Annotated in this window: 29 protein-coding genes; 21 read left to right on the forward strand and 8 right to left on the reverse strand. The window is 72.4% G+C overall.

The genetic code is table 11. The features are described 5' to 3' along the window. Nucleotides 1-76: 76 nt before the first annotated feature. Entirely contained in the window at nucleotides 77-775 is a 699-nt protein-coding gene (locus AMYBE_RS0108275; protein WP_020658892.1) for an SDR family NAD(P)-dependent oxidoreductase, read from the reverse strand. 156 nt (nucleotides 776-931) lie between these two features. Between AMYBE_RS0108275 and AMYBE_RS0108280 the strand changes: the two genes are divergently transcribed. Further along, the gene (locus tag AMYBE_RS0108280) at nucleotides 932-1,375 is read left to right on the forward strand and encodes a MarR family winged helix-turn-helix transcriptional regulator (RefSeq protein ID WP_020658893.1); all 444 of its coding nucleotides are present in this window, start codon (nucleotides 932-934) and stop codon (nucleotides 1,373-1,375) included. A gap of 186 nt (nucleotides 1,376-1,561) precedes the next feature. On the opposite strand, the gene AMYBE_RS0108285 is transcribed toward AMYBE_RS0108280, so the two are convergent. Further along, nucleotides 1,562-2,293: a thioredoxin domain-containing protein gene (locus AMYBE_RS0108285; RefSeq protein ID WP_020658894.1), complete on the reverse strand. Its 732-nt coding sequence runs from the start codon at nucleotides 2,291-2,293 to the stop codon at nucleotides 1,562-1,564. A gap of 196 nt (nucleotides 2,294-2,489) precedes the next feature. Here AMYBE_RS0108285 and AMYBE_RS41085 point away from each other — a divergent pair, with 196 nt between their 5' ends. Next, nucleotides 2,490-4,190: a sensor histidine kinase gene (locus AMYBE_RS41085; RefSeq protein ID WP_020658895.1), complete on the forward strand. Its 1,701-nt coding sequence runs from the start codon at nucleotides 2,490-2,492 to the stop codon at nucleotides 4,188-4,190. A gap of 94 nt (nucleotides 4,191-4,284) precedes the next feature. Then, the gene (locus AMYBE_RS0108295; protein WP_027927479.1) at nucleotides 4,285-4,926 is read left to right on the forward strand and encodes a response regulator; all 642 of its coding nucleotides are present in this window, start codon (nucleotides 4,285-4,287) and stop codon (nucleotides 4,924-4,926) included. 7 nt (nucleotides 4,927-4,933) lie between these two features. Here the strand turns inward: AMYBE_RS0108295 and AMYBE_RS0108300 are convergent, their stop codons facing one another. Further along, complete coding sequence (locus tag AMYBE_RS0108300; RefSeq protein ID WP_020658897.1) at nucleotides 4,934-5,914, reverse strand: Acg family FMN-binding oxidoreductase; 981 nt, start codon at nucleotides 5,912-5,914, stop codon at nucleotides 4,934-4,936. Between the two features lie 139 nt (nucleotides 5,915-6,053). Here AMYBE_RS0108300 and AMYBE_RS0108305 point away from each other — a divergent pair, with 139 nt between their 5' ends. After that, on the forward strand, nucleotides 6,054-7,775 hold the full coding sequence (locus tag AMYBE_RS0108305; RefSeq protein WP_020658898.1) for a GAF domain-containing sensor histidine kinase: 1,722 nt from the start codon (nucleotides 6,054-6,056) through the stop codon (nucleotides 7,773-7,775). Here AMYBE_RS0108305 and AMYBE_RS41090 read toward each other — a convergent pair. Both AMYBE_RS41090 and AMYBE_RS0108315 read right to left on the reverse strand, forming a co-directional pair. Next, entirely contained in the window at nucleotides 7,714-8,028 is a 315-nt protein-coding gene (locus AMYBE_RS41090) for a dsRBD fold-containing protein (RefSeq protein ID WP_020658899.1), read from the reverse strand. The two genes, AMYBE_RS0108305 and AMYBE_RS41090, sit on opposite strands and share 62 nt — an antisense overlap. Before the next feature lie 116 nt (nucleotides 8,029-8,144). After that, nucleotides 8,145-8,612, reverse strand: coding sequence for a universal stress protein (locus AMYBE_RS0108315; protein WP_020658900.1), 468 nt, complete (start codon nucleotides 8,610-8,612; stop codon nucleotides 8,145-8,147). Between the two features lie 179 nt (nucleotides 8,613-8,791). On the opposite strand from AMYBE_RS0108315, the gene AMYBE_RS0108320 reads away from it, so the two are divergent. The 5 genes from AMYBE_RS0108320 to AMYBE_RS0108340 all read left to right on the forward strand — a co-directional run bounded on the left by AMYBE_RS0108320 (nucleotide 8,792) and on the right by AMYBE_RS0108340 (nucleotide 14,562). Then, entirely contained in the window at nucleotides 8,792-9,787 is a 996-nt protein-coding gene (locus AMYBE_RS0108320) for an Acg family FMN-binding oxidoreductase (protein WP_020658901.1), read from the forward strand. Then, nucleotides 9,784-10,680, forward strand: a complete 897-nt coding sequence (locus tag AMYBE_RS0108325) for an ABC transporter ATP-binding protein (RefSeq protein ID WP_020658902.1) — start codon at nucleotides 9,784-9,786, stop codon at nucleotides 10,678-10,680. Before AMYBE_RS0108320 ends, AMYBE_RS0108325 begins: the two co-directional genes overlap by 4 nt. Beyond that, nucleotides 10,677-12,251 (forward strand): ABC transporter permease, encoded by a 1,575-nt coding sequence (locus tag AMYBE_RS0108330; RefSeq protein ID WP_020658903.1) that lies wholly within the window; start codon nucleotides 10,677-10,679, stop codon nucleotides 12,249-12,251. The genes AMYBE_RS0108325 and AMYBE_RS0108330 overlap by 4 nt, the downstream gene beginning before the upstream one ends. Continuing rightward, nucleotides 12,248-13,486 (forward strand): MBL fold metallo-hydrolase, encoded by a 1,239-nt coding sequence (locus AMYBE_RS0108335; RefSeq protein ID WP_020658904.1) that lies wholly within the window; start codon nucleotides 12,248-12,250, stop codon nucleotides 13,484-13,486. Before AMYBE_RS0108330 ends, AMYBE_RS0108335 begins: the two co-directional genes overlap by 4 nt. A 101-nt stretch (nucleotides 13,487-13,587) precedes the next feature. Next, nucleotides 13,588-14,562: an Acg family FMN-binding oxidoreductase gene (locus AMYBE_RS0108340; protein WP_020658905.1), complete on the forward strand. Its 975-nt coding sequence runs from the start codon at nucleotides 13,588-13,590 to the stop codon at nucleotides 14,560-14,562. A 236-nt stretch (nucleotides 14,563-14,798) separates the two neighbouring features. On the opposite strand, the gene AMYBE_RS0108345 is transcribed toward AMYBE_RS0108340, so the two are convergent. Further along, the gene (locus tag AMYBE_RS0108345) at nucleotides 14,799-15,221 is read right to left on the reverse strand and encodes a CBS domain-containing protein (RefSeq protein ID WP_020658906.1); all 423 of its coding nucleotides are present in this window, start codon (nucleotides 15,219-15,221) and stop codon (nucleotides 14,799-14,801) included. 198 nt (nucleotides 15,222-15,419) lie between these two features. On the opposite strand from AMYBE_RS0108345, the gene AMYBE_RS41095 reads away from it, so the two are divergent. After that, entirely contained in the window at nucleotides 15,420-16,004 is a 585-nt protein-coding gene (locus AMYBE_RS41095; RefSeq protein ID WP_020658907.1) for an Rv1733c family protein, read from the forward strand. Beyond that, nucleotides 16,001-16,402, forward strand: coding sequence for a universal stress protein (locus tag AMYBE_RS41100; protein ID WP_020658908.1), 402 nt, complete (start codon nucleotides 16,001-16,003; stop codon nucleotides 16,400-16,402). Before AMYBE_RS41095 ends, AMYBE_RS41100 begins: the two co-directional genes overlap by 4 nt. On the opposite strand, the gene AMYBE_RS41105 is transcribed toward AMYBE_RS41100, so the two are convergent. Then, the gene (locus AMYBE_RS41105) at nucleotides 16,403-17,047 is read right to left on the reverse strand and encodes a hypothetical protein (RefSeq protein WP_020658909.1); all 645 of its coding nucleotides are present in this window, start codon (nucleotides 17,045-17,047) and stop codon (nucleotides 16,403-16,405) included. It abuts the gene before it with no gap. Nucleotides 17,048-17,282: 235 nt separating this feature from the next. Between AMYBE_RS41105 and AMYBE_RS41110 the strand changes: the two genes are divergently transcribed. From AMYBE_RS41110 to AMYBE_RS0108380, 4 genes are all read left to right on the forward strand, one after another. After that, entirely contained in the window at nucleotides 17,283-17,783 is a 501-nt protein-coding gene (locus AMYBE_RS41110; RefSeq protein WP_020658910.1) for a universal stress protein, read from the forward strand. A gap of 247 nt (nucleotides 17,784-18,030) precedes the next feature. Then, nucleotides 18,031-18,753: a GAF and ANTAR domain-containing protein gene (locus tag AMYBE_RS0108370; protein WP_154676145.1), complete on the forward strand. Its 723-nt coding sequence runs from the start codon at nucleotides 18,031-18,033 to the stop codon at nucleotides 18,751-18,753. A 70-nt stretch (nucleotides 18,754-18,823) separates the two neighbouring features. Next, a complete protein-coding gene (locus tag AMYBE_RS0108375; protein ID WP_020658912.1) occupies nucleotides 18,824-19,588 on the forward strand; it encodes a GAF and ANTAR domain-containing protein in 765 nt (254 codons plus the stop codon). Nucleotides 19,589-19,890: 302 nt separating this feature from the next. Next, on the forward strand, nucleotides 19,891-20,223 hold the full coding sequence (locus tag AMYBE_RS0108380; RefSeq protein ID WP_020658913.1) for a hypothetical protein: 333 nt from the start codon (nucleotides 19,891-19,893) through the stop codon (nucleotides 20,221-20,223). Between the two features lie 9 nt (nucleotides 20,224-20,232). Here the strand turns inward: AMYBE_RS0108380 and AMYBE_RS0108385 are convergent, their stop codons facing one another. After that, a complete protein-coding gene (locus AMYBE_RS0108385) occupies nucleotides 20,233-20,853 on the reverse strand; it encodes a hypothetical protein (RefSeq protein ID WP_020658914.1) in 621 nt (206 codons plus the stop codon). A gap of 305 nt (nucleotides 20,854-21,158) precedes the next feature. Here AMYBE_RS0108385 and AMYBE_RS0108390 point away from each other — a divergent pair, with 305 nt between their 5' ends. The 6 genes from AMYBE_RS0108390 (at nucleotide 21,159) to htpX (ending at nucleotide 25,219) form a co-directional block, all read left to right on the forward strand. After that, entirely contained in the window at nucleotides 21,159-21,890 is a 732-nt protein-coding gene (locus AMYBE_RS0108390; protein ID WP_020658915.1) for an ABC transporter ATP-binding protein, read from the forward strand. Beyond that, nucleotides 21,887-22,624 carry an ABC transporter permease gene (locus AMYBE_RS0108395; protein WP_020658916.1) on the forward strand — a complete coding sequence of 246 codons (738 nt, stop codon included), beginning with the start codon at nucleotides 21,887-21,889 and terminating at the stop codon, nucleotides 22,622-22,624. The genes AMYBE_RS0108390 and AMYBE_RS0108395 overlap by 4 nt, the downstream gene beginning before the upstream one ends. A 149-nt stretch (nucleotides 22,625-22,773) precedes the next feature. Continuing rightward, a complete protein-coding gene (locus AMYBE_RS0108400; protein WP_020658917.1) occupies nucleotides 22,774-23,196 on the forward strand; it encodes a hypothetical protein in 423 nt (140 codons plus the stop codon). A gap of 103 nt (nucleotides 23,197-23,299) precedes the next feature. Continuing rightward, nucleotides 23,300-24,037 (forward strand): PspA/IM30 family protein, encoded by a 738-nt coding sequence (locus AMYBE_RS41115; protein ID WP_020658918.1) that lies wholly within the window; start codon nucleotides 23,300-23,302, stop codon nucleotides 24,035-24,037. Further along, a complete protein-coding gene (gene pspAA / locus AMYBE_RS0108410; protein ID WP_020658919.1) occupies nucleotides 24,034-24,312 on the forward strand; it encodes a PspA-associated protein PspAA in 279 nt (92 codons plus the stop codon). The genes AMYBE_RS41115 and pspAA overlap by 4 nt, the downstream gene beginning before the upstream one ends. 4 nt (nucleotides 24,313-24,316) lie before the next feature. Further along, nucleotides 24,317-25,219, forward strand: a complete 903-nt coding sequence (gene htpX, locus AMYBE_RS0108415; RefSeq protein ID WP_020658920.1) for a zinc metalloprotease HtpX — start codon at nucleotides 24,317-24,319, stop codon at nucleotides 25,217-25,219.

Raw genomic sequence — 25,219 nt, forward strand, 5'->3', positions numbered from 1 at the left:
AGGGGGTGGGAACCGGCACCGGGCCGGGGTGGGAACCGGCACCGGTGCCGGGCCGGGGGTGGGAACGGACTGCCGATCACCAGTTGACGGTCTTGCCCTCGCGGTCGAGGTAGTGCAGTCCGCCCTTGCCCGCGTACGCCTCGATCGTGTCGGCGACCCCGGGAATGCTCTCGTCGATGGTCAGCCGTGCGCCGGGGCCGCCCAGTTCGGTCTTCACCCAGCCGGGCGCCATCAGCAGCAGCGTGCGCGGATCGTCGGCGTGCCGTGCGGCGAAGCTGCGCATGAGCTGGTTCAGCGCGGACTTGCTCGCCCGGTAGACCTCGAAGCCGCCCTTCGTGTTGTCGGCGATGCTGCCCTGGCCGGACGACATCACCCCGATCGTGCCGGTCGCGCGCACCAGGTCCTGCAGGGTCTCGATCACGCGCAGCGGGCTGAGCACGTTGGTCACCATGACCCGGGCGAAGTCTTCGGTGGACACGTCGGCGACGGTCGCCGAAGGGTCGGTCGTGTAGTTGGTGCCGGCGTTGACGTACAGCAGGTCGAAGGCCGACCGGGCCAGTCGCTCTCGCAGCGCCGCGACTTGTTCGGGCACGGTGATGTCGACCGTCTCCACGGTCAACCGGCCCTCGGCCGACTCGGCCAGCTCGTGCAGTGCCGACGGCGTGCGCTCGGTCGCGGTGACCCGCCAGCCGCGGCTGAGGAACTCGGCGGTCAGCGCGTAGCCCAGTCCTCGCGACGCTCCCACGATCAGTGCGGTCTTGCCAGTGTCGTTCATGCGGGCTCCTTGCCAGGTTCTGGCGCCGGGGTTCGTCGGAACCCGGACAGGCGGGGCGCCTTCCGAAATGCCTATCAACTGATAGCTAATATAGGCGAGGAGAAAATACCTGTCAAACGATAGGCATTGGCGGAGTCCCGAAGCTACGCTGACCCGGTGGACGACGAACAGCGCTCGCAGCTCTTCGAGCTGGCCGACCTGATCCTGGCGGTCGCCCGCCACCTCAACGCCGCCAAGGAGGCCGACGCCGAGTCGGGGTCGCCGTTGGAAGGAGCGGTGATGCGGTTCGTCGACCGGCACCCCGGCGCGACGGTCAGCGAGGCGGCCGAGGCCACCCAGATGATCTCCAGCAACGTCAGCCGGGCGGTGCGAGGCTTGGCGCAGAAGGGGCTGCTGCGCCGGGAAACAGATCCCGGCGACGCCCGGCGAGCGCGGCTCTATCCCACCCCGAAGGCGGCGGAGAATCTGCGGCGGCTGCGCGACAGCTGGTCCGGTCTGCTCGACGGAACCGTCCCGGATCCCGGCGAGACCGGCGCCCTGATCGCGACACTGCACAACATCGAGACCCGGCTCGTCGCCCGATCCCGGGACACCGCCTGAAAGCTGGTGCTTCTTCAGCGGTCGGCTGCGAACCAAGCCGGATCAGCTGCAGCCTGCTGATAGTCAAATGTCCGTTTGCGCTAGTCCGTGAAGGGCCCCTTGAGGGAATCTGATTCCCTCAAGGGGCCCTTCACGGACCTGACGAACCGGCCAGACGATGGTCAGGCTGGCGTTAAGGACGAGCCGCTACCGGTACTGCCACCCCGCGTACAGCCACCGTCCGCCGCTGTCGCGCGCCCACCACGCGGGCGCGCGAACCGGTGGCGCCGGATACCGTTCCGGCTCAGCGAAGTTCGGCGAAGGCTCGGCCCCTGCTCGCGAAATCGCCTTCCCCAGCTGCTGCACGGCTTCCGCGCCGAAAACCGGCAGGCCGTTCTCCACGAGCACCGGCAAGGCCCCGGCGCCGAACCCAGCCCACTCTTCCTGCCAGGCACGCATCCGCCGCCACGCACCGGTGGTGACCGGTCCTCGGCCGAGGCTTACCGCGTAGCCGGACAAGCGGATCGGGTCGGAGCCGGAGTGGCCGCGCAGCATCGGCCCGGCGAGCCGCGTGCGCAGCGCCTCCGGGTTGCCGATGTCCACGCCTTCGTACCAGTAGTCCCGAAACAGCAGGCGCCGCACATCGTCGGCTACCCCCGCGCCGTACGCCTCGGCGTAGCCGGCGATCGCCGCACTGGTGTTGGGGACGAAGGCGGGCATCGTCGGCGCCGGCGGCTCGCCCGGCTGTCGCAGTTCCACAGCTTCCGCGTATTCGGCCTCGAAAGCGGCGTCGGGCCGTTCGCCGGTCACCTCGGGCCGCGGCGCGCGCTCGACGGCCCGCCAGTCCACGCCGATCCCGGCCGCTCGCAGCGCATCGGCCCGGCAGTTGGCGAGCCAGCACAGCGGGCTGGCGAAATCCGCGTACACGACGAGGTCCATCGCGCCTCCAAGGCATCGCAGGAGCGGTTGATTCCGTTCTACGGCACGGTCCGGCCACGGCGCGGCGACCGAAAGTCCCCGAGGCCGCGCCGAACGTCACCGTTGCGGGCCGTTCTTGACGGTGCTCGCCTTGACCGGCAAAACTGAATAGTTCGCAGCGCAGCCAAACGCAGCAGCCGACGGGTGGGGAGCCGAGGTGACCGAGCGGGACGCGCCGGAGAGGGCCGGGCTGACCTTTCCCGACGAGCCGAGACTGGAACTGGACCAGTTGCTGGGTCAGCTGATCGACCGTGCCCAGGAGGTGATGGGCACGCAAGGACGGCTGCGCGGGCTGCTGCGCGCGACCCAGGCGATCACCGGCGCGCTGGACCTGCCCGCCTTGCTGCGCCGCATCGTCGACGCGTCCCGGGAACTGGTCGGCGCCCGGTATGCGGCGCTGGGGGTGATCGGGCCGGACGGGCGGCTGCTGGAGTTCGTGCACGCCGGGATGGACGACCAGGCGGTGGCCCGGATCGGACATCTGCCGGAGGGCAAGGGACTGCTGGGCGCGGTGATCGAGGACCCGCGGCCGATCCGGCTGGCCCGTCTGCAGGACGACCCTCGCTCGACCGGCTTCCCGGACGGGCACCCGCCGATGACCAGCTTCCTTGGCGTGCCGGTTCGCGCGCGCGGCTCGGTGTTCGGCAACCTCTACCTGGCCGACGGCGTGCACGGGCCGTTCACCGAGGAGGACGAACAGCTCGCCCTCGCGCTGGCTGCCGCGGCGGGCAGCGCGATCGAGAACGCCCGGCTGTACGAGACGGCGCGCACCCGCCAGGAATGGCTCCGCGCGTCGGCGGCGATCACTCGCGAGCTGCTGTCCGCGGAGTCCGGCGATCCGCTCGACCGGGTGCTGGACAACGTGCGCGGCCTGGCGGAGGCCGGCCTGGTCTGCGTGCTCCGCCCGGCCGACGGCGGCGCGGTCCGGATCGAGCGCGCGATCGGCACGGTCTCCGACGGGCTGGCCGGGACGGTGCTGGCGGAGGGCGCCCCGGCGGCCGGCTCGATGCTGGCGAACGGGAAACCGGGCATCCGGTCGTGGCCGGGCGAGCGGACGCGGCTGCCGGTCGTGGCCGCGTCGGCGCTGAATCTGGACACGGTCCTGGCAGTCCCGCTGACCGGCCAGGACGGCGTGCTGATCGCCGCCCGCGTCGCCGGCCGCCCCGCGTTCACCGACGAGGACCTGGAGATGGCGGCCTGGTTCGTCGACCAGGCGGCGGTGGCCACCGAGCTGGCGCAGGCCCGCACCGAACGGGAACTCGCCGCGTTGCACGACGAGCGGGACCGGATCGCCGCCCAGCTGCACAGCGAGCTCCTGCAACGGCTCTACTCGGCCGGGCTGTCCCTGCACACCACCGTCGGTCTGGCCCGGTCGTCGGTCGTCGGCGCCCGGATCCGGGAGACGATCACGGAGCTGGACGACATCATCGAGCGCGTGCAGGGCACGGTGTTCGCGCTGGAAGATCCGCCTGCGCCGGCGCCCGCGCCGGTCCGCGCCGAAGTGCTGCGCGTACTGGCGGACGCGGGCGAAACGCTCGGGTTCGCGGTGTCCACGCAGCTGACCGGGAAACTGGACGAGATCCCGGCGGAGGCGGTGGTCCCGTTCCTCGACGAGGCATTGCGGCTGGTCGCCCGGCACGGCGCGGCCCAGGCGGCGGAAGCCGAGATCACGGCGGAACCGGAGCGGGCGACGGCGGTCGTCAGCTACGACGGGGCGGGCGACCTCGTGCGGACCGCCGGGCCGGAGCTGGCCTCGCTCGCCGAACAGGCGACCCGGCGGGGCGGCGTGTTCGCCGTCGACGGGCACCGGATGAGCTGGACCGTGCCGACCGGCACGGGACCTCCTGCGCGGAGATGATGACTTTGGTCCTCCCCCCGGGGGGACCTTCCCGTCGTACGCTCGTTGCCTGACCGCACGGCGCAGCGCCGTGCCCGAAATGGGAGAAGAACGGATGCTGCGGGTTTTCCTGGTCGATGATCACGAGGTGGTTCGTCGCGGTGTGGCGGACCTGCTGGAAGAGTCGGAGGAGCTGACGGTTGTCGGCCAGGCCGGCAATGTTTCGCAGGCGCTGGCCCGGATTCCGGCGCTGCGCCCGGATGTGGCGGTGCTGGACGTGCGGCTGCCGGACGGCAACGGGATCGAGCTGGCTCGTGAGCTGCGGTCGCGGCTGCCGGAGCTGATGTGCCTGATGCTCACCTCCTACACCGACGAGCAGGCAATGCTGGACGCGGTCATGGCCGGGGCTAGCGGTTACGTGATCAAGGACATCAAGGGTCTTGACCTGGTTTCGGCGGTGCTGGAGGTGGGGGCGGGCAAGTCGCTGCTGGATGCGCACGCGGCGGCTGCGTTGATGTCGAAGCTTCGCGACAGTGCGGAGAAGAAGCGCGGTCCGTTGGCTCAGCTGTCGGATCAGGAACGCACGCTGCTGGAGCTGATCGGCGAGGGGCTGACGAACCGGCAGATTTCCGAGCGCATGTTCCTGGCCGAGAAGACGGTGAAGAACTACGTTTCGCGGCTGTTGACCAAGCTCGGCATGGAGCGGCGCACGCAGGCTGCCGTGCTGGCCACCGAACTGCGGGGCCAGCGGCAGTAACCGCCTCTCAGGCGATCAGCGGCGACGGCTCGACGAGCACGTCGTCCAGCGTCCGTCGCGGTGTCCAGGAAACCGGGGAGCCGTAGCCGAGCCGCAGCACGATCTGCGGCCACAGGCCGCCGCCGAGCAGGTCGCGCAGCTGGGCGCGGACGGCGGGCACCTCGACCGGCTGCGAGACGAACGACGCGTCGATGCCTTCCGCGGTGGCGGTCAGCAAAACTCGCTGCATCGCTTGCCCGGCGCGCAACCGGTCGGTCGGGGTGTCGCCGAACGTCCCGATCACCACTACCAGCGGGCCGGCGGAAGGCGCCCGCGAACTAGTGCCGTAGTCGCGCAGGACCCAGGTGTCGTCGGCCGCGACGGTGCCGCCGGCGGCGAACGGGACTCCGTCGCGGTTGCCTTGGCCACGGCCGGTCCAGCGCTGCCATTCGGCGACGAACGCCGGGTCGGCCATCTGGACCCGGTGGCTTTTCCGCACCAGGTCCCGGAGACCGGCGACCTGGCCGGCGTCCAGCTGCGGCATCCAGGCGTGCTCGACCTCCGCGGCGTGCCGCAGCCGGCCGATCGCGGCCGCGGGCACCGGTTCGGCGGCGAACGGGGTCCGGTTGGTGTGCCGTTTCGGGATGGCGGTGGCCAGTACCGCGAGCCGGCGGTCGATCGGCGCGGTGGCTTGCGGGAGCACGAGGGCGAGCAAGTCCGGGTCGTCGCGGCGGGGCATCAGGGAGGTCGCCGGGTGCACGCCCATCGCGTGGATCGCGGTGCGCAGGTTGAACAGGGCCGCGCCGCAGGACAGCAGCAGCTCGCGCCGGTCCGCGTCGACGACCGGCAGAGTCCGGTCGGCGTCCGCGTACAGCTCGATTCCGTCCGGCCCGCTCGCGAACAGCCAGGGCTGGGTGTTGTGCGTGGACGGGGCGAGGGTGGCGGCGCGCAGGGCGGAGGCCACCTGATCGGTGCTGAGTTGGCCCGCCGGGGCCACGTGGAGCGTCATAGTTCTCCCCAGGCCGTGAAACACGGCACACTGTGGTCGTACCTAGTCGTTCCAGGATGGCTCCCTCCGTAGAGGGCGCACAGAGGCGAAAGTCATCTGCCCGGGGCGGCGTCGAGCACGAAGAGGGACGGCGGGACCGATGCCGGAGACCGGAGAGGGCGGCCGCAGGCTGTCTGGAACTCTCTCCCAGCTGCGCCTGCGCGAAACGCTGCGCGACCTGCAGGATCGGATCGAGGTGCTGATCGGCACCCGGGACAAGATGGACGGCCTGCTCGACGCGGTGCTCGCGGTCGCGTCCGGGCTGGAGCTGGACACCACGCTGCGGCGGATCGTGCAGGCCGCGGTCGACCTGGTCGAGGCGCGCTACGGCGCGCTGGGCGTGCTCGGCGCCGACGGCGGGCCGCTGGCGGAATTCGTGTACCAGGGCATCGACGAGCCGACCCGTGAGCTGATCGGGCCGCTGCCGGAGGGGCACGGACTGCTCGGGCTGGTCATCGACGAAGCGAAACCGCTGCGGCTGGAGGAGATCTCCTCGCATCCGGCCTCGGTCGGCTTCCCGGCCAACCATCCGCCGATGCATTCGTTCCTCGGGGTGCCGGTGCGGGTGCGCGACGAGGTGTTCGGCAATCTCTACCTGACCGAGAAGCGGGACGGCGAGGCGTTCACCGACGACGACGAGGTCATCGTGCAGGCGCTGGCCGCCGCGGCCGGGATCGCGATCGAGAACGCGCACCTCTACCAGCAGGCGCGGGCGCGGCAGCGCTGGCTGGGCGCGACCAGCGAGGTGACCACCGAGCTGCTCGGCGGCACCGACCCGGTGGACGCGCTCGACCTCATCGCCGGCCGCGCGCTCGAGCTGACCGGCGCGGACGCCACCATGCTCGCCCTGCCCGGCGACGGCCGGCTCGACATCGACGAAGACGACGAAGAACCCGACGAGCTCACCGTCACGGTGTGCGCCGGATTCAGAGCCGATGAGCTGACCGGGTTCCGGATGAGCGTCGGCGAGACGGTGCCGGGATCGGTGTACCGGGACCGCACCCCGCGCCGGGTGGCCGAGCTGGCGCTGGCCGCGGACCGGGGCTACGGCCCCTCCCTGGTGGTGCCGCTGCGCGCGGGGGACCGGACGTCCGGCGTGCTGATCGCGGTCCGGGAACCGGGCGCGCCGCCGTTCGAGACCTCCCAGCTGCCGGTGCTCGCCTCGTTCGCGGACCAGGCCGCCCTCGCTTTGCAGCTGGCCGCGCAACAGCAGGCGGCGCGCGAGCGCGACGTGCTGTCCGACCGCGACCGGATCGCCCGGGACCTGCACGATCACGTGATCCAGCGGCTGTTCGCGGTCGGGCTCGCGATGCAGAGCACGCAACGGCGCGCGAAGGCGCCGGAGGTCCAGCAGCGGCTTCAGGACAGCATCGACCAGCTGCACGAGATCGTGCACGAGATCCGCACCGCGATCTTCGACTTGCACGGCGGCGCGGCCGGCGAGGTCCGGCTCCGGCACCGGCTGCACGAGGCGATCGCGGAGCTGACCGACAACGCACCGCTGCACCCGACCGTCAGCATGTCGGGAACGCTGGACACGGTTCCGTCGCAGCTGGCCGAACAGGTGGAAGCGGTAGTGCGGGAAGCGGTGAGCAATGCGGTCCGGCACGCCAGTGCGGCCACCGTGAGCGTGTCGGTGGCGGTCCGCGACGGAATGGTCCAGGTGAGCGTCGCGGACGACGGCAACGGGCTGCCCGAGCATGTTTCGCCCAGCGGGCTGGGAAATCTCCGCGAGCGCGCGGAAGCCTCGGGTGGGACGTTCACGCTCGAATCGCGCCCGGGCGCCGGGGTTCGGGTGGACTGGTCGGCGCCGCTGCACTGAGCTCGCCCATCGCGGCGTCGACATCGGTCGCGACGGCTTCCAGCAGTTCCTGGCTCAGGTCGCACAGCGCCCGTCCGGCGGCGAGGTAGCCGGCCACGTGCGCGAGGCCGCGCCCTTCCAGTTGGCTGTGCGCGAGCCCGATGCCGGAAAACTCGTCGCCGTCGCTGCTGCGCAGCACGGCATGGGCACGGGTGTGGTGCACGGTCTGGTCGAACGCGATGGCGACCGTCCATTGTTGCGGTGTCTCGGTCATGTCTCTGCTCCGTTCCGGCTACACAGTCACAGCCGAGCGAGGGAGGGCGACAGGGCCGGAAGTCCTCGTCGTAGGGAGGCCTGAACTGCGGAAAGGTTGCATTGTCCGGACGCGCCTCACCCGGCCGGCGCGGGCGTCAGCCGCCGCGCCGCCTCCGGCGTGATGACTACCACCGGGCATCGCGAATACCGCACGCATTCCCGCGAAACGCTGCCCAGCAGCAATTCCCGCGCCAGCCCGGTGCCGTGCGCGCCCACCACGAGCAGGTCCGCCTCGGTCGACGCGGTCACCAGTTCGGTGGCCGGGTCCCCGTGCGGGGTGCGGATCTCGATGTCCGGGGCGTCCGGGAACTCCTGGCGGATCGCGACTATGTCGTCGTGCGGGCGATGTTCGGCGCTCGGGTGGCGCCCGTGCGGCTGGATGGCGTACGAGGTCCCGGGAAGCAACGCGTCCGCCGGGCGCACGACGACAGCGCGGATCCGGTCGCCGGGCTGGGCAGCGACGCCCAGTGTCCAGCGCAGCGCGGCGTCGCCGTGCGGTGAGCCGTCGAATCCGACGACGAGGAGACGGCCAGGAGCGGTCATCGGATGCTCCTTTCTCGGAAGGTCGGGCCGATCGTGGCGCCGGTCCGGCGCGGCGGGCTAGGGCCGGAGGTCATCGGCGAACCCGGGGACGTCTGCGCCGGGCCCGATGACTTTCGGCCTCAGCGGGCGCGGGAGGCCCGGTGCGAGCCTGGGGCGGTTCCCGCATCCAGGAGTGATCGATGACGAGTTCGGCGACCGCAGCATTCGCCCCGCCGGAAATCGGCGTGCTCGCCCGCGCGGTGAGCCGTGCGCCGTCGGTGCACAACACCCAGCCGTGGCGGTTGCGCGTCCGCGGCGGCGACGTCGATCTTCTCGAGCGGCGCACGGTTTCGTTGCCCCGGCACGATCCGGAAGGGCGGGACCGGCTGCTCTCCTGCGGCGCCGCGGTCGCGAACCTCGAGATCGCCGCGCGGGCGCTCGGCCGCGACACGACGACCTCGATCCCGCCGGACGGCGAGGTCGCCGCGACTGTCCACACCAGACCGGGCCGGGCGCCGAGCGCGGCGGAGCTGGCTCTGCGCCGGGCGATCGACCAACGGCGGAGCTACCGGCGGCCCTTCTCCCCGGCCGCGGTCAGCGACATCGAGCTGGCCGGGATCGTCGCCGCGGCCGGCGATCCGGCGGTGCGCGTCGTGCTGCCGCGCGACCTGCGGCCGCTCGGCGAGCTGCTCGGCTTCGCGACCCGGGTCTTCCGAGACGATCCGGCGTATCAGCGCGAACTGGACATCTGGACCGCGCACACTTTCGGCAGCCGCGCACTGGGCGCGGTGGACGGGGTGCCGGAAGCGGCGATGGGCGAGGGTCCGTTGCCGTCGGCCGGGCTGGTCCGCCGGACGACGCCGGTCCCGGACGATCCGCATCTGGCCGCCCGCCTTGCGGCGGAAACGTTTCTGGTGGTCTGCACCGAAGCCGACGGCAAGGCGGAGCACCTGGCGGCCGGGGCGGCGCTGGAGCGGATCTGGCTCGCCGCGACGGTGCGCGGCCTGGCCGGGTCGGTCCTGACCCAGCCGCTGCATCTGACCGGCTTCCGGGAACGGATGGTCAGCCGGCTCGGCTTGCCCGGCCTTCCGCAAGCGCTGTTCCGCTGCGGCCGGCCGGACTGCGCGGTCCCGCCTTCCCCGCGGCTGCCGCTCGGCGAGCTGCTCTCGGACGATTCCCTGGGAGGCCCGCAATGACCCCGGTCATCGAAATCTCCGGACTGCGCAAGAACTTCGGCGGTACCCGCGCGCTGGCCGGGCTGGAGCTGATCGTCGAGCCCGGCACGGTGCACGGTTTCCTCGGCCCGAACGGCGCGGGCAAGACGACCACGCTGCGGCTGCTGCTCGGCTTGCTGCGCGCGGATTCGGGCCGGATGCGCGTGCTGGGCGGAGATCCCTGGCGTGACGCGGTGGCACTGCACCGGCGGCTGGCCTACGTGCCGGGCGATGTCTCGCTGTGGCCGAACCTGACCGGCGGCGAGACGATCGACCTGCTGGGGCGGCTGCGCGGCGGCGTCGATCCGGTGCGCCGGGCCCGCTACCTGGAACTGTTCGAACTGGACCCGGCTACCCGGGTGCGTGCCTATTCCAAGGGCAACCGGCAGAAGGTGGCGGTGGTCGCGGCACTCGCGGCGGACGCGGAACTGCTGCTGCTCGACGAACCCACCGCGGGGCTCGACCCGTTGATGGCCGAGCAGTTCCGGCAGTGCGTGCGGGAGGAACGCTCGCGCGGCCGGACCGTGCTGCTGTCCAGCCACATCCTCGCCGAGGCGGAAGCGCTGTGCGACGAGGTCAGCATCGTGCGGGCAGGGAAGGTCGTCGACAGCGGGACCCTGGACCAGCTGCGCCATCTGACCCGGACGTCGCTCACCGTGCGGACCGCTGCCTCGGCCGGTCTCGCGGAACTGCCCGGCGTCCACGACGTGGCCGCCGAGGACGGACTGGTGCAGTTGACGGTCGACAACGGCGAGCTGAGCGAGGTGCTTGCGGAGCTGGGACGGCGCGGCGTGCAGAGCCTCGTCAGCCGTCCTCCGACGTTGGAAGAGCTGTTCCTGCGGCACTACCGCGAGCCGGAAGCGGTGTCGGCGTGAACGCCCTCGCGGGCGTGGGCACGCTGATCCGCCTCGACCTCCGCAAGGACCGCGTGCGGCTCACCGCGTGGATGCTGGTGGCGGCCGCGATGACCGCATCGGCAGCTGCGGCCACAGTGGACGTCTACCCCTCCGAAGAAGCTCGCCGGGCCGCGGTGGCCAGCATCAACTCTGTGCCCGCGCTCGTGGCGCTCTACGGGCCGATCGCCGAACCGACGACGGGCGCCACCGCGGTGTTCAAGCTGACCGCGTCCGGCGCGGCCCTGGTGGCGGTGCTGACCATCCTCACGGTGGTCCGGCATACCCGCGCGGAAGAGGAAACCGGACGCTGGGAGTTGCTGCGCGGCGAGGCGACCGGCCGGTATGCCGGTCTGGCCGCGGCGGGAATGCTGCTGGTGCTGACCGCCTTCGGGCTCGGCACCGGCGCTGCCGCCGGTCTCGTCGCGGTGGGGCTGCCGCTGAGCGGGTCGCTGGTGTTCGGCTTGGGCTGGGCCGGCGCGGGGCTCGCGTTCGGCGCCCTGGCCGCGATCGCTGCCCAGCTCACCCGGAGCGCGCGGGCGGCGTCGGAGATCGGGTTGCTGGTCCTGGTCGTCGCCTACCTGCTGCGTGCGGTCGGCGACTCGTCCGGGCCGCGGTGGCTGTCGTGGCTTTCGCCGGTCGGCTGGGCCGGGCAGCTGCGGCCGTACGCGGGCGACCGATGGTGGGTGCTGGTGCTGCCGACCGCGACCGCAGTGGTTTTCGGCGCGGTGGCGTTCGCGTTGTCCCGGCGTCGGGATCTTGGCGCCGGGCTGTTCGCGGTGCGGCACGGCGCGGCGTCGGCCGGGCGCGCCTTGTCCGGCCCGGTCGGGCTGGCCTGGCGGCTCGACCGCAGCGCGGTGCTCTCCTGGACGCTCGCGTTCGCGGTGCTGGGCCTGGTCGCCGGAAACCTGTCCACCTCGCTCGGCTCGTTCTTCTCGACCCCGCAGGCGCGGCAGATGATCGCCGCGCTCGGCGGGCAGCAGGCGCTCACCGACGCGTTCCTGGCGGCCGAGTTCGGCGTCTCCGGGATCCTCGTGTCCGCGCTCGCGATCGTCCTCATCGGACGGTTGCGCACCGAGGAGGCGGCTGGCCGGGCGGAGGCGGTGCTGGCCGGCCCGGTCTCCCGGTGGCGGCTCGCCGCCAGTGCGGTCGCGGTCGTCCTTGCCGGGACCGCGGTCCCGCTGCTCGCCGCCGGCTTGGCCGCCGGGCTCGTCCGCGGTTCGGGTGACATGCTGCCGCTGGCCGGTGCCGCGCTCGTGCAGCTGCCCGCGGTGTGGGTGCTGACCGGGATCGCGCTCGTCGTGTTCGGCATGGCGCCGCGGGCCGGCTGGATCTGCTGGGCCGCGCTGGCCGCGTTCCTGGTCGTGGGCGAGTTCGGGCCGCTGTTCCACGCGCCCGGCTGGGTGCTGGGCAGCTCGCCGTTCGCGCACCTGCCGCACTTGCCGGGCGAAGTGGTCGACGCCGGGCCGCTGCTGTGGCTGACCGCCGCGGCGGTGCTCCTCGGCGGGGCCGGGCTGACCGCTTTCCGCCGTCGCGACTTGGCCGCGTCATGACCGGCTCGCTGCTGACCTTCCGAGGCACCGCCGGGGAAAGCTTCCAGCTGGACGTCGCCATGCCCGGGAGCCGGATTCTCGTCGGCTGCGGCGCGGCGGGTGAAGGGCCCGCGCCGGACGCGGTGGTGCTCCTGGACGCCACGCTCGACCAGTGCGGCCAGCTGCCGCGACTGGTCGCCGACGGCTGGGCGGGACCGGTATACGCGACGCCGACGACCGCGGCCCGGGTCCCGCTGGTGCTCGCCGACGCGGCGCAGCTGCTGGCGGAGGAGGCCGAGTGCGCGGCCGCGGCCGGCTGGCCGGAACCGGCTTCGCCAGGAAAGCTGGATGTCGCCGGGGTGGCGGCGCTGCTCAAGCCGCTCGCGCTGGGAACGCCGCACCGGATCGAGGGCGGTGCCGTCCTCCGCTTCGGCGCGGCCGGGCGGGCGCCGGGAGCCAGCTGGGCGGAACTTTCGCTCGGCGCGAGGCGGCTGGCGGTCGTACCGGCGGTGGGCAGCATGCACCACCCCCTGCTCGCGCTGCCGCAGCCGCGGCCGGCGTGCGACACGCTCGTGCTGACCAGCCCGCCCTGCCACGGCGGCAGCGAGCACTACGTCGGCCGGTTCGCGGCGGCGGTGCACCGGGCGGTGAGCCGCAACGGCAGCCTGCTGATCCCGGTCTCCGCGGCCGGGCTGACCGACGTTGTCCTGACCGTCTTGCGGGACCTCACCGACGCGCGGGAGATCCCGCCGCTTCCGGTGCTTCTCGACAGCCCGATCGGGCTGGACCTGGTCGCGCAGCAAAGCGGGGTCCGCCTGCCGGAGACGCTCGTCGAACACCGGGAGGCCGGGGATGCGCGGCTGCCGCGCGGTCCGGCGATCGTGCTGGCCGGGACCGAGACGGCGGAGTACGGCCGCGTGCGCAGCCACCTGGAGCGGATGCTGCCGGACCCGAGTCACGGCGTGCTGCTGGCCGGGCCGGTCCCGCCCGGCACGCCGGCCGCGCGGCTCGGCGCGGGGGAGCGGCAGGTCTCGGTGCGCGGCCGGTACCTGCCGGTGCGGGCGGAGATCACCCGGACCGGCGACTTCGCCACCACCGCGCGGGACGCGGAGTTCCGCGTCTGGGCGGAATCCGGCCCGCCGCCGGAAACGGCGTTCCTGCTGCGCGCGGGCGCGGACCGGACCGCCCGTACGCTCCGCGCCGACAACGGATGGTGCACGGTCGTTCCCGCCGACGGCGAGCAGGTGCTGTGGTGAGGGCCGTTGGTCCTCCGATGTCGGGTCAGCCGCCGCTATCCGGAAAGGACCGCCGGGCCCGACGCTGAACCGGTAGCCCACGGAACCGCCCGGAGACCGCGATGAACGCATCCCTGCCCCAAGCCCTCGACCAAGCGCTGGCCGCGGCTGTCCGCGCGCCGTCGCCGCAGAACACCCAGCCGTGGCAGTTCGTCGTGGACGGGCCGCGGATCGAGGTGTGGCTGGACCGCGAGCGCGTCCTCGCGGTCGCCGACCCGATCGCCCGGGAAGCGCGGCTGTCCTGCGGCGCGGCGGTGTACAACCTGGTGCTCACCTTGCGGGTCAACGGAATCCGCGCGCGGGTCCGGGTGCTGCCGGATCCCGCGGAGCGGGACCTGCTGGCCGTGATTTCGATCGAGGGCAACACTCGTTCGTCCACTATGGACCGCCGGCTGGCCGAGGCGGTGCACCGCAGGCAGACGAACCGCCGCCCGATGTTCGACCGGCCGGTCCCGGTGTCCGCGCGGGCGCAGCTGCGCTCGGCCGCGCTGGCCGAGGGCGGCCAGCTGGAATTCCTGGACGGCTCGGGCCGCTACGCCCAGGTCGCCGCGCTGGTCCGGCGCGCGGAGACCGCGCAGAGCACCGACGAGGAGTACCTGGCCGAGGCAGCATCCTGGACCGGCCGCGCGGCGGACAGCCCGGACGGCGTGCCCATCGTCGCGTTCGGACCGCCCGCCGAGGGACCCGGCACGGTTTCGCTGCGCTCGTCGCACCAGAACCCGTCGATCGCGCCGCGACCGTTCGAACAGGACCCGGTCCTGGCCGCGGTGCTGACCCGGGACCGGGGCACCGCGGCCGAGGTCCGCGCCGGGATGATCATGCAACGGGTCCTGCTGACCGCGACCGCCGAAGGCTTGGCGACTTCGTTCCTTTCCCAGCCGTTCGAGGCGCGGGAAACCCGCACGCACCTGCTGGAGGTGTTCCATCGGCTGGGCGACGTGCACACGCTGCTGCGGATCGGGTACGGCCTGCCGACCCGGATGACCGCCCGCCGCCCGGCGGCGGAGGTGACGACGGTGCGAACCCCGGCGCGCTGAACGCTGCTCCCGCGCTTCGGTCCGCGAGCTGGGCCGCGCGCCGCTCCGCGCTGCCGCTCCCGCGTGACGCGCCGCGCGCCGCTGCGCTGAGCGCCGCCGCTCCCCGCGCGGCGCTCCGCTCCGTGCGCCGCGCGGACTTGACTGTCCGTGAAGGGCCCCTTGAGGGACTTGGATTCCCTCAAGGGGCCCTTCACGGACAGCTTGCCGGCGCGGACCGGGCCCGGGCCGGCGCGCGCTTACGGTCGTCCCGCGGCGGGCACCACCCGCAGCACGTCCTGGAACGTCACGATGCCCACCAGGACTCCCGAATCCACCACCGGGATCGAGCGCAGCCGTGCCGCGGCCATCCGGTGAGCCAGCTCCGTCACCTCGAGGTCCGCCGCCGCGGCCATGCCGGGAGTGCGCATGACGGTGCCCGCGGTGCGGTGCCCGCTGAGCAGCACGCCGCCGTCCGGGTCCGCTTCATCCGGTCGTTCCGGGTCCGGAAAGCCTTCTCGCACCAGGTCTTCCTCGCTCACCACGCCCAGCAGCCGGCCCCCTTCGTCGACCACCGGCAGCGTGGTGAACCCGTGCTGGGTCATCAGCCGCGACGCTTCGCCGAGGGTGGCCGAGGGGGTCACCGCGATCACCGGGGTGGTCATGATTTCTCGCGCCTGCATGGCAGCCTCCGTTCGCCGCGGGAGTGCTTCGACGATCTCGCCGCGTCCCCAAGCGGGCCAAGGGTCTTTGGTCCTTGCCGCAATGCCCTCCGAACCGGGTACCGCGTCCCGTCCACCCCGGGGACAACGCCTCTTCGGCCAGCCGGTCGCCGGGACGATTCTGAGGGCGGAATCACCGTACGGCGAAAGGTGCGAGAGATGAATGCGTTGCGGTGGCGGCATCTGCTCTTCCCCGGGCGCCGTTCGGTCGCCCGGGTATCGGATCGCGTGCAGAGCGGACTGCTTCTGCTCTCCGTTCTCGTCGCGCTGGCGGCGGTCCCGTTCTCGGCCGCCGCGGGCTCGATGCTCTACGCTCACCAGGCGCCGATTTCGGCCGAGCAAGTCGCCTCGCGCACCGAGACGACCGCGGTGCTGCTGGCCGACGGCCCGGCGACGTCGGTCACCGGGCGCAGTGGGGTCGTCGCGAACTCGGCTCCCACCGCCGCGACCTGGCAGGCGCCCGACGGATCGCGCCGGGCCGGCAACGTGGACGCGGACGAGGGCACCCGCCGCGGCGATCCGGTCTCGATCTGGGTCGACCGCGCGGGCAACGTGACCAGTCCGCCGCTGACCGCCGCGGCGGTCCTGGTCGACGCGGTGTGCGCGGGGATCGGCCTGTGGGTCTCGGTGTGCCTGCTGCTCGCCGGCCTGTACGGCGGCACCGTGCTGGTGATGAACCGCCACCGGCTGGCCGAATGGCAGCGCGAATGGGACATCGAGCAGTCGAAGCGGGCGCACTCGTGACCGGGGGGAGCGCGGACATCGTCGTCGGCGTCGACGGTTCCGCGGCCAGCCTCGCGGCTCGGCAGTGGACACTGACCGAAGCGCGGCAGAGCGGGCGTACGGCGAAAGCCGTGCACGCCCGCCCGGCCGGCATCGCGACGTCGTGCTGGGAACCGGCCGCGCTGGCGGCGGCCGCCGGGGCTCCGTTCGGCACTGAGACCGTCGACGGCCTGCCCGGACCGACGTTGGTGGAGGCGTCGGCGGGCGCGGAGATGCTGGTACTGGGCAGCCACGGGCAACACGGGCTGTTGCGGCAGCTGGTCGGCTCGGTCTCGGCTTACTGCCTGCGCGAGGCCGCCTGCCCGGTGGTCGTCATCCCCGCTCGCACGGTCGGCACGCTCGCGCCGCCGCGATGCTGATTATTCGGCGGGGCGCAGGAATCGGCGCGGATCGCCGGCCGCGCGGGCCCCGCTGTCGAGCCACTTCGTGAATCCCCGGCGGTCACGGCGTTCCAGCTCGTCGAGGTACGCCTGGCGGGCGGCGATGACGGCCTGCCGGCCCTGCTCGTCGCTGGCGCGTTGCAGCAGCAGGAAACTCCGCCGCCACGCGAGGCACAGCTCGTCGGTCGAAAGCGAAGCGGCCGTGACCGGCGGCACCGGAGGGACCGGCACCGGACGGACCGGCAGCGGCGGGCGGCGGGTTCGAACCGGGCGCTGGGGGGCGGTCCGGATCTGCCACTGCGCCCAGAGAGCCGCGCCGAGGAGAAGTCCAGTGCTCGCCAGCGCGAGCGACGGTCCGGCCAGCACGCCGACGGTGACCGCGAACAAGCCGGTGACCACCAGCAGCGCCGCGAGCGCCGCGCTGGCCCGTCCCACGGCGTGCCGTGGGCCGAACTGTCGTTCCACCCACGGGACGTCTTCGAAACAGAGCGACACGAACGCCACCACCACCGCGACCGCCGCCACGATCCCGAGCAGTGCCGCCAGCGGAACCAGGACCACGCTGAAGGCGCACACCAAGACCGCGCACCAGAGAGTCGCGGACCACACCGCTCGAGCGAACATGGGCCACCTCGATCGTCTGCTCGGCGCGGAATTTCCCGCCCCGCCCGCGGATCCAGCCTGCGGACGGGCGTCCGGGCCGGGATAGGGCCCAAGGTCGCCGCGACGGGGCCCTACGGCCATGCGGCCGCCGGCCGGGCCTTTCGTCACCCGCCGCCGGGCCGGGTGGCTCTTCCCGGTCCCGGCCGGACCGGCTGTGCTGGAGCCGGAAAGCGGGCGCGGCGGAAGGGGACGGGCGATGACCGGGGACAACGATCGGGTAGTGGTCGGCGTGGACGGATCGGACGCGAGCCTGGGCGCGCTGGCCTGGGCGCTCGACTGGGCCGAAGCCGCGGGCGCGGAAGTGACGGCCGTGAGTGTGTGGACCTACGACCCGATGCTCGACGAAGACTCGCAGCGGCACTCCCGCACCGAGGCCCAGGAAGCTCACTTGCGAGAGCTGAAAAAGCAGACCGCCGCGGTGCGCGCGGGCTCGCGAATGCCGGTGCGGTTCGCCGCCCCGGACGGCGATCCGGCGGACGTGCTGGTCGAGTTGTCCGAGCAGGCCCGGATGCTGGCGGTCGGCAGCCACGGCCGGGGAAAGTGGCGCGATGCGCTCGTCGGCTCGGTGAGCGGGGCGTGTCTGCGGCACGCGCACTGCCCGGTCGCGGTCATCCCGCCGCGGGCGTGGATGGCCGGCGGCCGGGTGGGCCGGATGCTCGCCGGGGCGGCGGAATCGGCCGGTCCGGATTCGGCCTGAGCGTCGCGGAGGAATCGTTGCCAGCGAACAGGCCCGTGGAGCGCAGGCGAGCACCGATCCGCATTCGCCGCCGTGGCGACCGACCGGCGGTCGCCGGATCGGGTGATAGTCGGCCATCGCGGCACGGCCGACGCACCGCGCCCGCGGTTCCCGGCTCGACCTGCTTCGCCGGGGTACACTGGCGGAGCCGTCCACGTTTCCGCGGAACTCGGCTGGGCACATCGGTCGAGAGGCGGTGACATCGGACGTGGCGGGAATCGGAGATTTCTCCGCGGCGATGCCGGAATCGGTCGCCGAGCTGCTGGCCGCGCTGCGCGAGGGCCGGGACACCGCGCCGCCGCTGGCGGAGGTCTGCCGCGCGGCGACGGAGCGGCTGCCGGTGGACGGCGCATCGGTCGCGTTGATGACCGACACCCGCGATCGGACCCTGGTGTACGCCAGCGACGAGGTGATCAAGCACCTGGACTCGGTGCAGTTCAGCCTGGGCGAAGGCCCGTGTTTCGAGGCGGTGTCGACCGGTCGGCCGGTGCTGGCCCCGGATCTGGCCCACGACCCGCAAGAGGCGTGGCCCACGTTCGCGAACGAAGCCGGGCTCGCCGGGGTCGGCGCGATCTTCGCGTTCCCGTTGCGCCATGGCGCGGCGATGCTCGGAGCGATGGACGCCTACCGCCGCGACCCGGGCTGGCTTTCCGAGGCGGAGCTGGCGAGCGTCCTGAACGCGGCGGATTGGGTCACCAGCGCCCTGCTTGCGGTCGCGGCCGCGGCGGGCGACGAGATGCCCGTCGGGATCGGCCCGGACCGCGCGGTGGTCCACCAGGCGACCGGGATGGTGATCGCGGAGTTCACCGTCCCGGCGGCGCAGGCTCTTGCGCGGCTGCGCGGGTACGCGTACGCCAGAGGAAGACTTCTCGAAGACGTCGCCGGCGATCTGGTCGCCCGGCGTCTGCACCCGCGGGAGATCGAAACATGATTCCGGACGGACCGCCGGGATCCCCGGCGAGGCGCGCGCTCGGACGTCTTTGGAGGGAAGGAGAGGCACCATGAGTGACGAGCTCGCGACCGCGGTGACACCGTCCAGCGAGAACCTGCTGCTGCGCGCGTTCGTGGACATGGCCGACACGCTGGTGGACGACTACGACGTGGCGGACATGCTGCACCGGCTCGCGGGGTACTGCGTCGAGCTGCTCGGCGCTTCGGCGGCCGGGTTGCTGCTGGCCGACCAGCGAGGCGGCCTCCAGGTGGCGGCGTCGTCCCACGAAAGCAGCCGCCTGCTCGAATTGCTGCAGCTGCAGACCGAGCAAGGCCCGTGCCTGGACGCTTACCGGGCAGGGGAGCCGGTGCAAGTGGACGACCTGACCGCGGCGGTGGACCAGTGGCCGCTGTTCTCCCCGGCCGCGCTCGCCGAGGGCTTCCGCTCGGTGCACGCGCTGCCGTTGCGGCTGCGCAGGCAGGTGATCGGCACGCTGAACCTGTTCGGCCGGGAAACCGGTCCGCTGGGCGAGCAGCAGCTCCGAACCGCCCGCGCGCTGGCCGACATCGCCACGATCGGGATCCTGCAGGAGCGCGCGATTCGCCGCGGCGAGCAGCTGACCGAGCAGCTGCAGCATGCGCTGACCAGCCGGGTCGTCATCGAGCAGGCCAAAGGCGTGGTCGCGCACGCCGGCGGGCTGGCGATGGAGGATGCGTTCGAGCAGCTGCGGGCCTACAGCCGCCAGCACAACGAGCGGCTCAGCGAGGTGGCCGAAGCGGTGGCGCGCACCGAGTTGTCGCCGTGGCGGGTTCTCGACAGCGAACCGGCCGGCTGAGCCGGCCGCGGTGCACGGCGCGACCAGGTGGCCTCCGGTTGTGACCGAGGTCGCCGGTTAGCCCGAACGGACGTCTTGGCACGGCCTGGCGGCCGACGCTAGCGTAAAGGGCAGCCCGGTAACCGGACCGCCTCCGCGGCCTGCCCGAGCTTGTGCAGATGCCGCTTGTGCCCGTGCCCCCGGCTTTCTGACATCTGCGACATAGAGCCTGCTGCCTTCCTGGAGTGCTGATGTCGCGTCCTTCCCCCGAAGTCGTTTTTCATGCCCGCCGTACGAGAGTGTGCGGAAGCTGCGGCGATCCGGTGCCGCCCGGAAAGCTGCAGACCGCGTTGGTTCCGGACTCGTCCAGCGTCGAGTTCGTGGATTCCGCCCGGCGCGGGCAGCGCCTCGTCTACGCCTGCTGCGACGAGCACATGAGCCTGCTGGTGCAGCAGGCCCGGCGCGACTGGGTCGACGAGCAGTGGTGGTTCGAGCTGTTGTGCCAGGCCAGCCTGGTGCCGAGGATGGCGCACGCGTCGTTGCCGGAGGTGGCGCGGCGGGCGCGGTTGTCCGGCGGGAAGCTCGAAGCCGCATTGAAATGGAATGCCGGGTGCGAGCACCCGGTGCAGCGGTTGCCCGGCGGGCAGCCCTGCTGACCGCGCCGGTCACGGAGTGCGCGGCCGAGTTCCGCCTCCGGCGTCGGCGGAGCGGAGATACCGGAACGGATCGCTCGAGGGACGTGCGCCGTTGTCCAGCCAACGCGCGAAGCCCGCCGGGTTGCGGCGTTCCAGCTCGTCGAGATAGCCCCGACGGGCGGTGACGACCGAGGCGTGCGCGTCTCCGTGGGTCCGCAGCAGCTGCAGGTAGCTGCGCTGCCAGAGCCGGCACAATTCCTCCAGCGCAAGAGTTTCGACCGGAGCGCCGGGTTCCGCGGGCGGCGGCACTGGCGGGGCCGGTTCAGCGGCGGTCCGGCGGAGAGCCCAGCCGCTCAGCGCGAGGCCGAGAGCGAGGCCGAGAGCGAGGCCGATCGCGACCACCACCGCGACGGCGAGGTGCAGCACCTCGCCGAGAACGAAACCCGCCGTCCCGGCCGCGGCGGCCGTCGTCAGCCGGGTCCGCAGCCCGGCCCGGCCCGCGGCACTGCCAGGCCGGATCGCCCAGACGAGAACCGCGCCGCCGGCGACCGCCAGGGCGGGGAAGAACAGCCACGCCGGCAGGGCCGAGCCGAGCGCGCACAAGACGAAGGCGCAAGTGCAGACGAGGCACCATTCGAGTCGAGCGAACATGGCGCACCTCGGGTCGGTCGTCGGGTCTGGTTCGGTATCCGGCAAACCGTAGAGACAGCCGCCGCGCGGGGAGCAGGGCCGGAGGCACCAGGCGGCGAGGACGTTGGGCCCGGACCGGGCAAACCGGCGCGACGTTCGCCGCCGGCAGGACTGTCGGCTCTCGCACCGAGGTACTCCGGCTCTTCTGCGGTCTGCTCCGGGAAGCCATGCTGCGGCCGACCCACGGTGCCGAAGAGCAGCGGAAAGGCGGGAACGATGCACCCGTCCGCGATGCGTCGCGCCGGTGAGCGACAGCGGAGCCGGCCATGACCACCGTCGCCCCGGCCGCGGTCGAGGTGGCCGGGCTGCGGGTCGTGCGCGGCGGCCGGGAGGTCTTGCGGGGCGTCGGGTTCGCGGTCGCGCCCGGCACGGTCACCGGCGTGCTCGGACCCAACGGCGGCGGCAAAAGCACGCTGCTGCGGTCGATCGTCGGCGTGCAGATCGTGGCAGGCGGCTCGGTGACGGTCCTCGGGCTCCCCGCCGGCCATCCCGATCTGCGGCACCGGATCGGCTACGCGACCCAGGAGCCAGCGGTCTACGCCGACCTCACTGTGTACGAGGCGCTCCGCTACTTCGCGACCGTGCTCGGCTCAGGGGCGGCCTCGGTGCGGCGGGCGATTCGCGAAGTCGGGCTGGAACAATCGGCGCGGAAGCTTGTCGGCGCGTTGTCCGGCGGCCAGCGCGCCCGCGCGAACCTGGCCGTGGCGCTGCTGGGCGAGCCGGAGCTGCTGGTGCTGGACGAACCGACCGTCGGCTGCGATCCCGAGCTGCGCGAACAGCTGTGGCAGCTGTTTCGCGAGCGCGCCGCCGCGGGCACCACGCTGCTGATCTCCAGCCACGTGATGGACGAGGCGGCCCGTTGCGAACGCCTGCTGCTCATCCGCGAAGGGCAGCTGCTCGCCGCCGCCACCCCGGCGGAATTGCGCCGGCGCACCGGGACGGACGACCTGGAACAGGCGTTCCTGCGGCTGATCCGGAGAAGCGAGCTGACCGCATGAGCCACGCGACGATGACCGCGGCGACCGCCCAGCGGATCCTGACCCAGCTGCGGCACGACCCGCGCACCGTCGCGCTGCTGATGATCGTGCCGACCGCGCTGATGGTGCTGCTGCGATACGTGCTCGATTCGGCGGCGCAGTTCAGCGCGGTCGCGCCCGCGCTGCTGGGCGTCTTCCCGTTCACGATCATGTTCCTGCTGACGTCGGTGAGCACCCTGCGCGAACGGACCAGCGGCACCCTGGAACGGCTGATGGCGCTCCCGCTCGGCAAACTGGACCTGCTGGCCGGCTACGCGATCGCGTTCGGTCTGCTCGCGGTCGCCCAGGTAGTCGTCGCCACCGGGGTTTCCCTGCTGTGGCTGGGGCTGACCGTCAAAGGCGCGTTGTGGACGCTGCTGCTGATCACCGTGCTCGACGCGCTGCTCGGCACCGCGCTCGGGTTGCTGGTCAGCGCGTTCGCCCGGACCGAATTCCAGGCCGTGCAGTTCATGCCGGTGGTGGTGCTGCCGCAGATCCTGCTGTGCGGGCTGTTCGTGCCGCGCGGCTCGATGGGCTGGGTGCTGAACGTGCTGTCCGATCTGATGCCGTTGTCCTACGCGGTGGACGCGCTCACGCACGTCACCCGTTCCGCGGAAATCGACGGCACGCTGGTGCGCAACATGCTGATCGTGGCCGGCTGCGCGGCGCTGGCTTTGATCGTCGGTGCGGCGACGCTGCGCCGCCGGACTCCGTGAGCCGGCCGGGAAGGCCCGGCCGAGACGGACCAAGGCTGAGCTAGGGACTTTAGTCCTTGCGGCCGCAGACGTCCGGCGGTGCGCACAGCCCGGCGCGAGGCGTTGAGTTCTCAGTGCCGGAGCGGTCGGACCGGGGGAGGAGCAGGACGATGGAAAGCGGGACGTTGACGCATCGGGACTGCGTCCGGCTGCTCCGGTCGGCCGGGCCCAGCCGGTGCGGGTCGGTTTCGATCGACGGGCTCGCTCCGGTGCTGCTTGCCTGCCTCGTGCTCGACGACGGCGACGTGCTGATCCCGGCCCTCCCGGACAGCCCGCTGGTGCGTGCGGCCGCGCTGCGTCCGGTCGCGGTCGAGTTCGCCTGCGGCGACCCGGGCGCGGGCGGGCACTGGACGGTGCGGGGGATCGGCCTGGCCCGGCTCCTCGCCGGCTCCGACGTCCCCCGGCCGCGGACGACCGTCCTGGCGACGCTGCCCCACGCGGGCGGCGGCCTGCGCGTCGTGGTGGCCCGCTATCACGGCACCCGGACGCCATCGGTGGCGATCCCGCTGCCGCGCCCCGGCGAATCCGGCTGACCGGCAGCGGTGACCTCCGCCCTCCGAGCGGACTTCCTTGGTCCCTGCCCGGCCGCGCCCGGGAGGACGACGCTCGGAAGTGCCGTCGGAAGGAGGCAGGGACGTGAGCATTACCCGACGCCTGGCGCTGCTGTTCCGCGTAAAGGCAACCAAAGCGCTCGATCGTGCGGAGGACCCGCGCGAGGTGCTGGACTACTCGTATCAGCGGCAGCAGGAGATGCTGGCCAAGGTGCGCCGGGGCCTGGCTGACGTAGCGACCAGCCGCAAGCGCCTGGAGTTGCAGGCGCGGCAGCTGCAGCAGTCGGCCGACCGGTTGCAGAGCCAAGCCGCGCAAGCAGTCGGCCAAGGCCAGGACGCACTGGCCAGGGAAGCGCTGACTCGCCGGGCCGCCGCGCTGGCACAGATCGAAGACCTCCAGCCGCAGCACGACGCGCTCAAGTCCGAAGAGGACAAGCTGATCGTCGCGCAGCAGCGGCTGCAGGCGAAGGTCGAGGCGTTCCGCACGCGCAAGGAGACGATCAAGGCGACTTACACGGCGGCCGAAGCGCAGACGAAGATCAGCGAAGCGGTGTCCGGCATCTCCGAAGAGATGGGCGACGTCGGCCTCGCGATGCAGCGCGCGGAGGATAAGACCGCGCAGATGCAGTCGCGGGCGGCCGCTCTGGACGACCTGATGGCCTCCGGGGCGCTCGACGACGCGACCGCCGCACTCGGGCCGCACGACGACATCCAAGCCGCGTTGTCGGCAGGCAAGGCGCCGGACATCGACGCCGAACTCGCGCAGTTGAAGGCCGCCTCCGCGCCGGCGCAGCTGGAATCGCCCAAGGAGGCGCAGTCGTGATCATCCGCATTCTGGGGCAGGGGCAGTACGACGTGGCCGCTGCCGGAGTGGACCGGCTCAACGAGCTGGACGCCCGCTTGCAGGACGCTGCCGAATCCGGCGACGCAGCCGGTTTCGCCGCCGCGCTGCGGACGCTCGTCGCCGAAGTGCGCAATGTCGGCGAGCAGCTGCCCGAGGACGCGCTCGTCGTCTCGGACCTGCTCTTGCCCGCCGAGGACAGCGACCTGGAGCAGGTGCGGGCGCTGCTGTCCGACGAGGGTCTCATCCCCGGATAGTCCGATGCGCACCCGGTTCCGGCCCGACCGCCAGCTCACCGTCCGCATGCTGGCCACGCTTGTTCTGCTGACGTTGGTCTACGCGGCGTTCGTCGCCGCGCTCGTCCTGCTGGTCAAATCCGTCGCCTTGGTGGTGCTGATCGCCGGCGGTCTGCTGTTCGCCCAGTACTGGTTCGCCGACCGGATCGCACTGCGCGCGATGAACGCCCGCATTGTCACGCCGGAAGAGGCTCCGCGGCTGCACGGCATCGTCGATCGGCTCTGCGCGACCGCCGACATGCCCAAACCGCGGCTCGCGGTGGCGGACACCGAACTGCCGAACGCTTTCGCGACCGGACGCAGCACCGACCGTGCGGTGGTGTGCGTGACTACCGGGTTGATGCGCCGGCTGGACACCGAGGAACTCGAAGGGGTGCTGGCGCACGAGCTGTCGCATGTCGCGCACCGGGACGTCGTGGTGATGACGATCGCCTCGTTCCTCGGCGTCCTGGCCGGGCTCGTAGTCCGGTTTTCCTTCTATTCCGGCACTTTCGGCGGCGGGCGCTCGCGGGACAACACTTTCCCGGTGGTGCTGCTGGTGATGGCGGTGTCGGCGGCGGTGTACGTGCTCAGCTTCCTGCTGGTGCGCGCTCTCTCGCGGTACCGGGAGCTGGCGGCGGACCGCGCCGGGTCGATCCTCACCGGACGGCCGTCCGCGCTCGCTTCGGCGCTGACCAGGGTCACCGGCGACATCGGCCGGATTCCCACTCGCGACCTGCGCGCCGCACAAGCGTTCAACGCGTTCTTCTTCGCTCCCGCACTCGGTGCGCAGCCGAGTGTGATGCATCTGCTCGCCACGCACCCGACGCTCCAGCAGCGGCTCGACCGGCTGGCGGCGTTGTCGACTGAGCTGGGCGAAGAGGTCTGA

Source organism: Amycolatopsis benzoatilytica AK 16/65, from assembly GCF_000383915.1.
Taxonomy (GTDB): Bacteria; Actinomycetota; Actinomycetes; order Mycobacteriales; family Pseudonocardiaceae; genus Amycolatopsis; species Amycolatopsis benzoatilytica.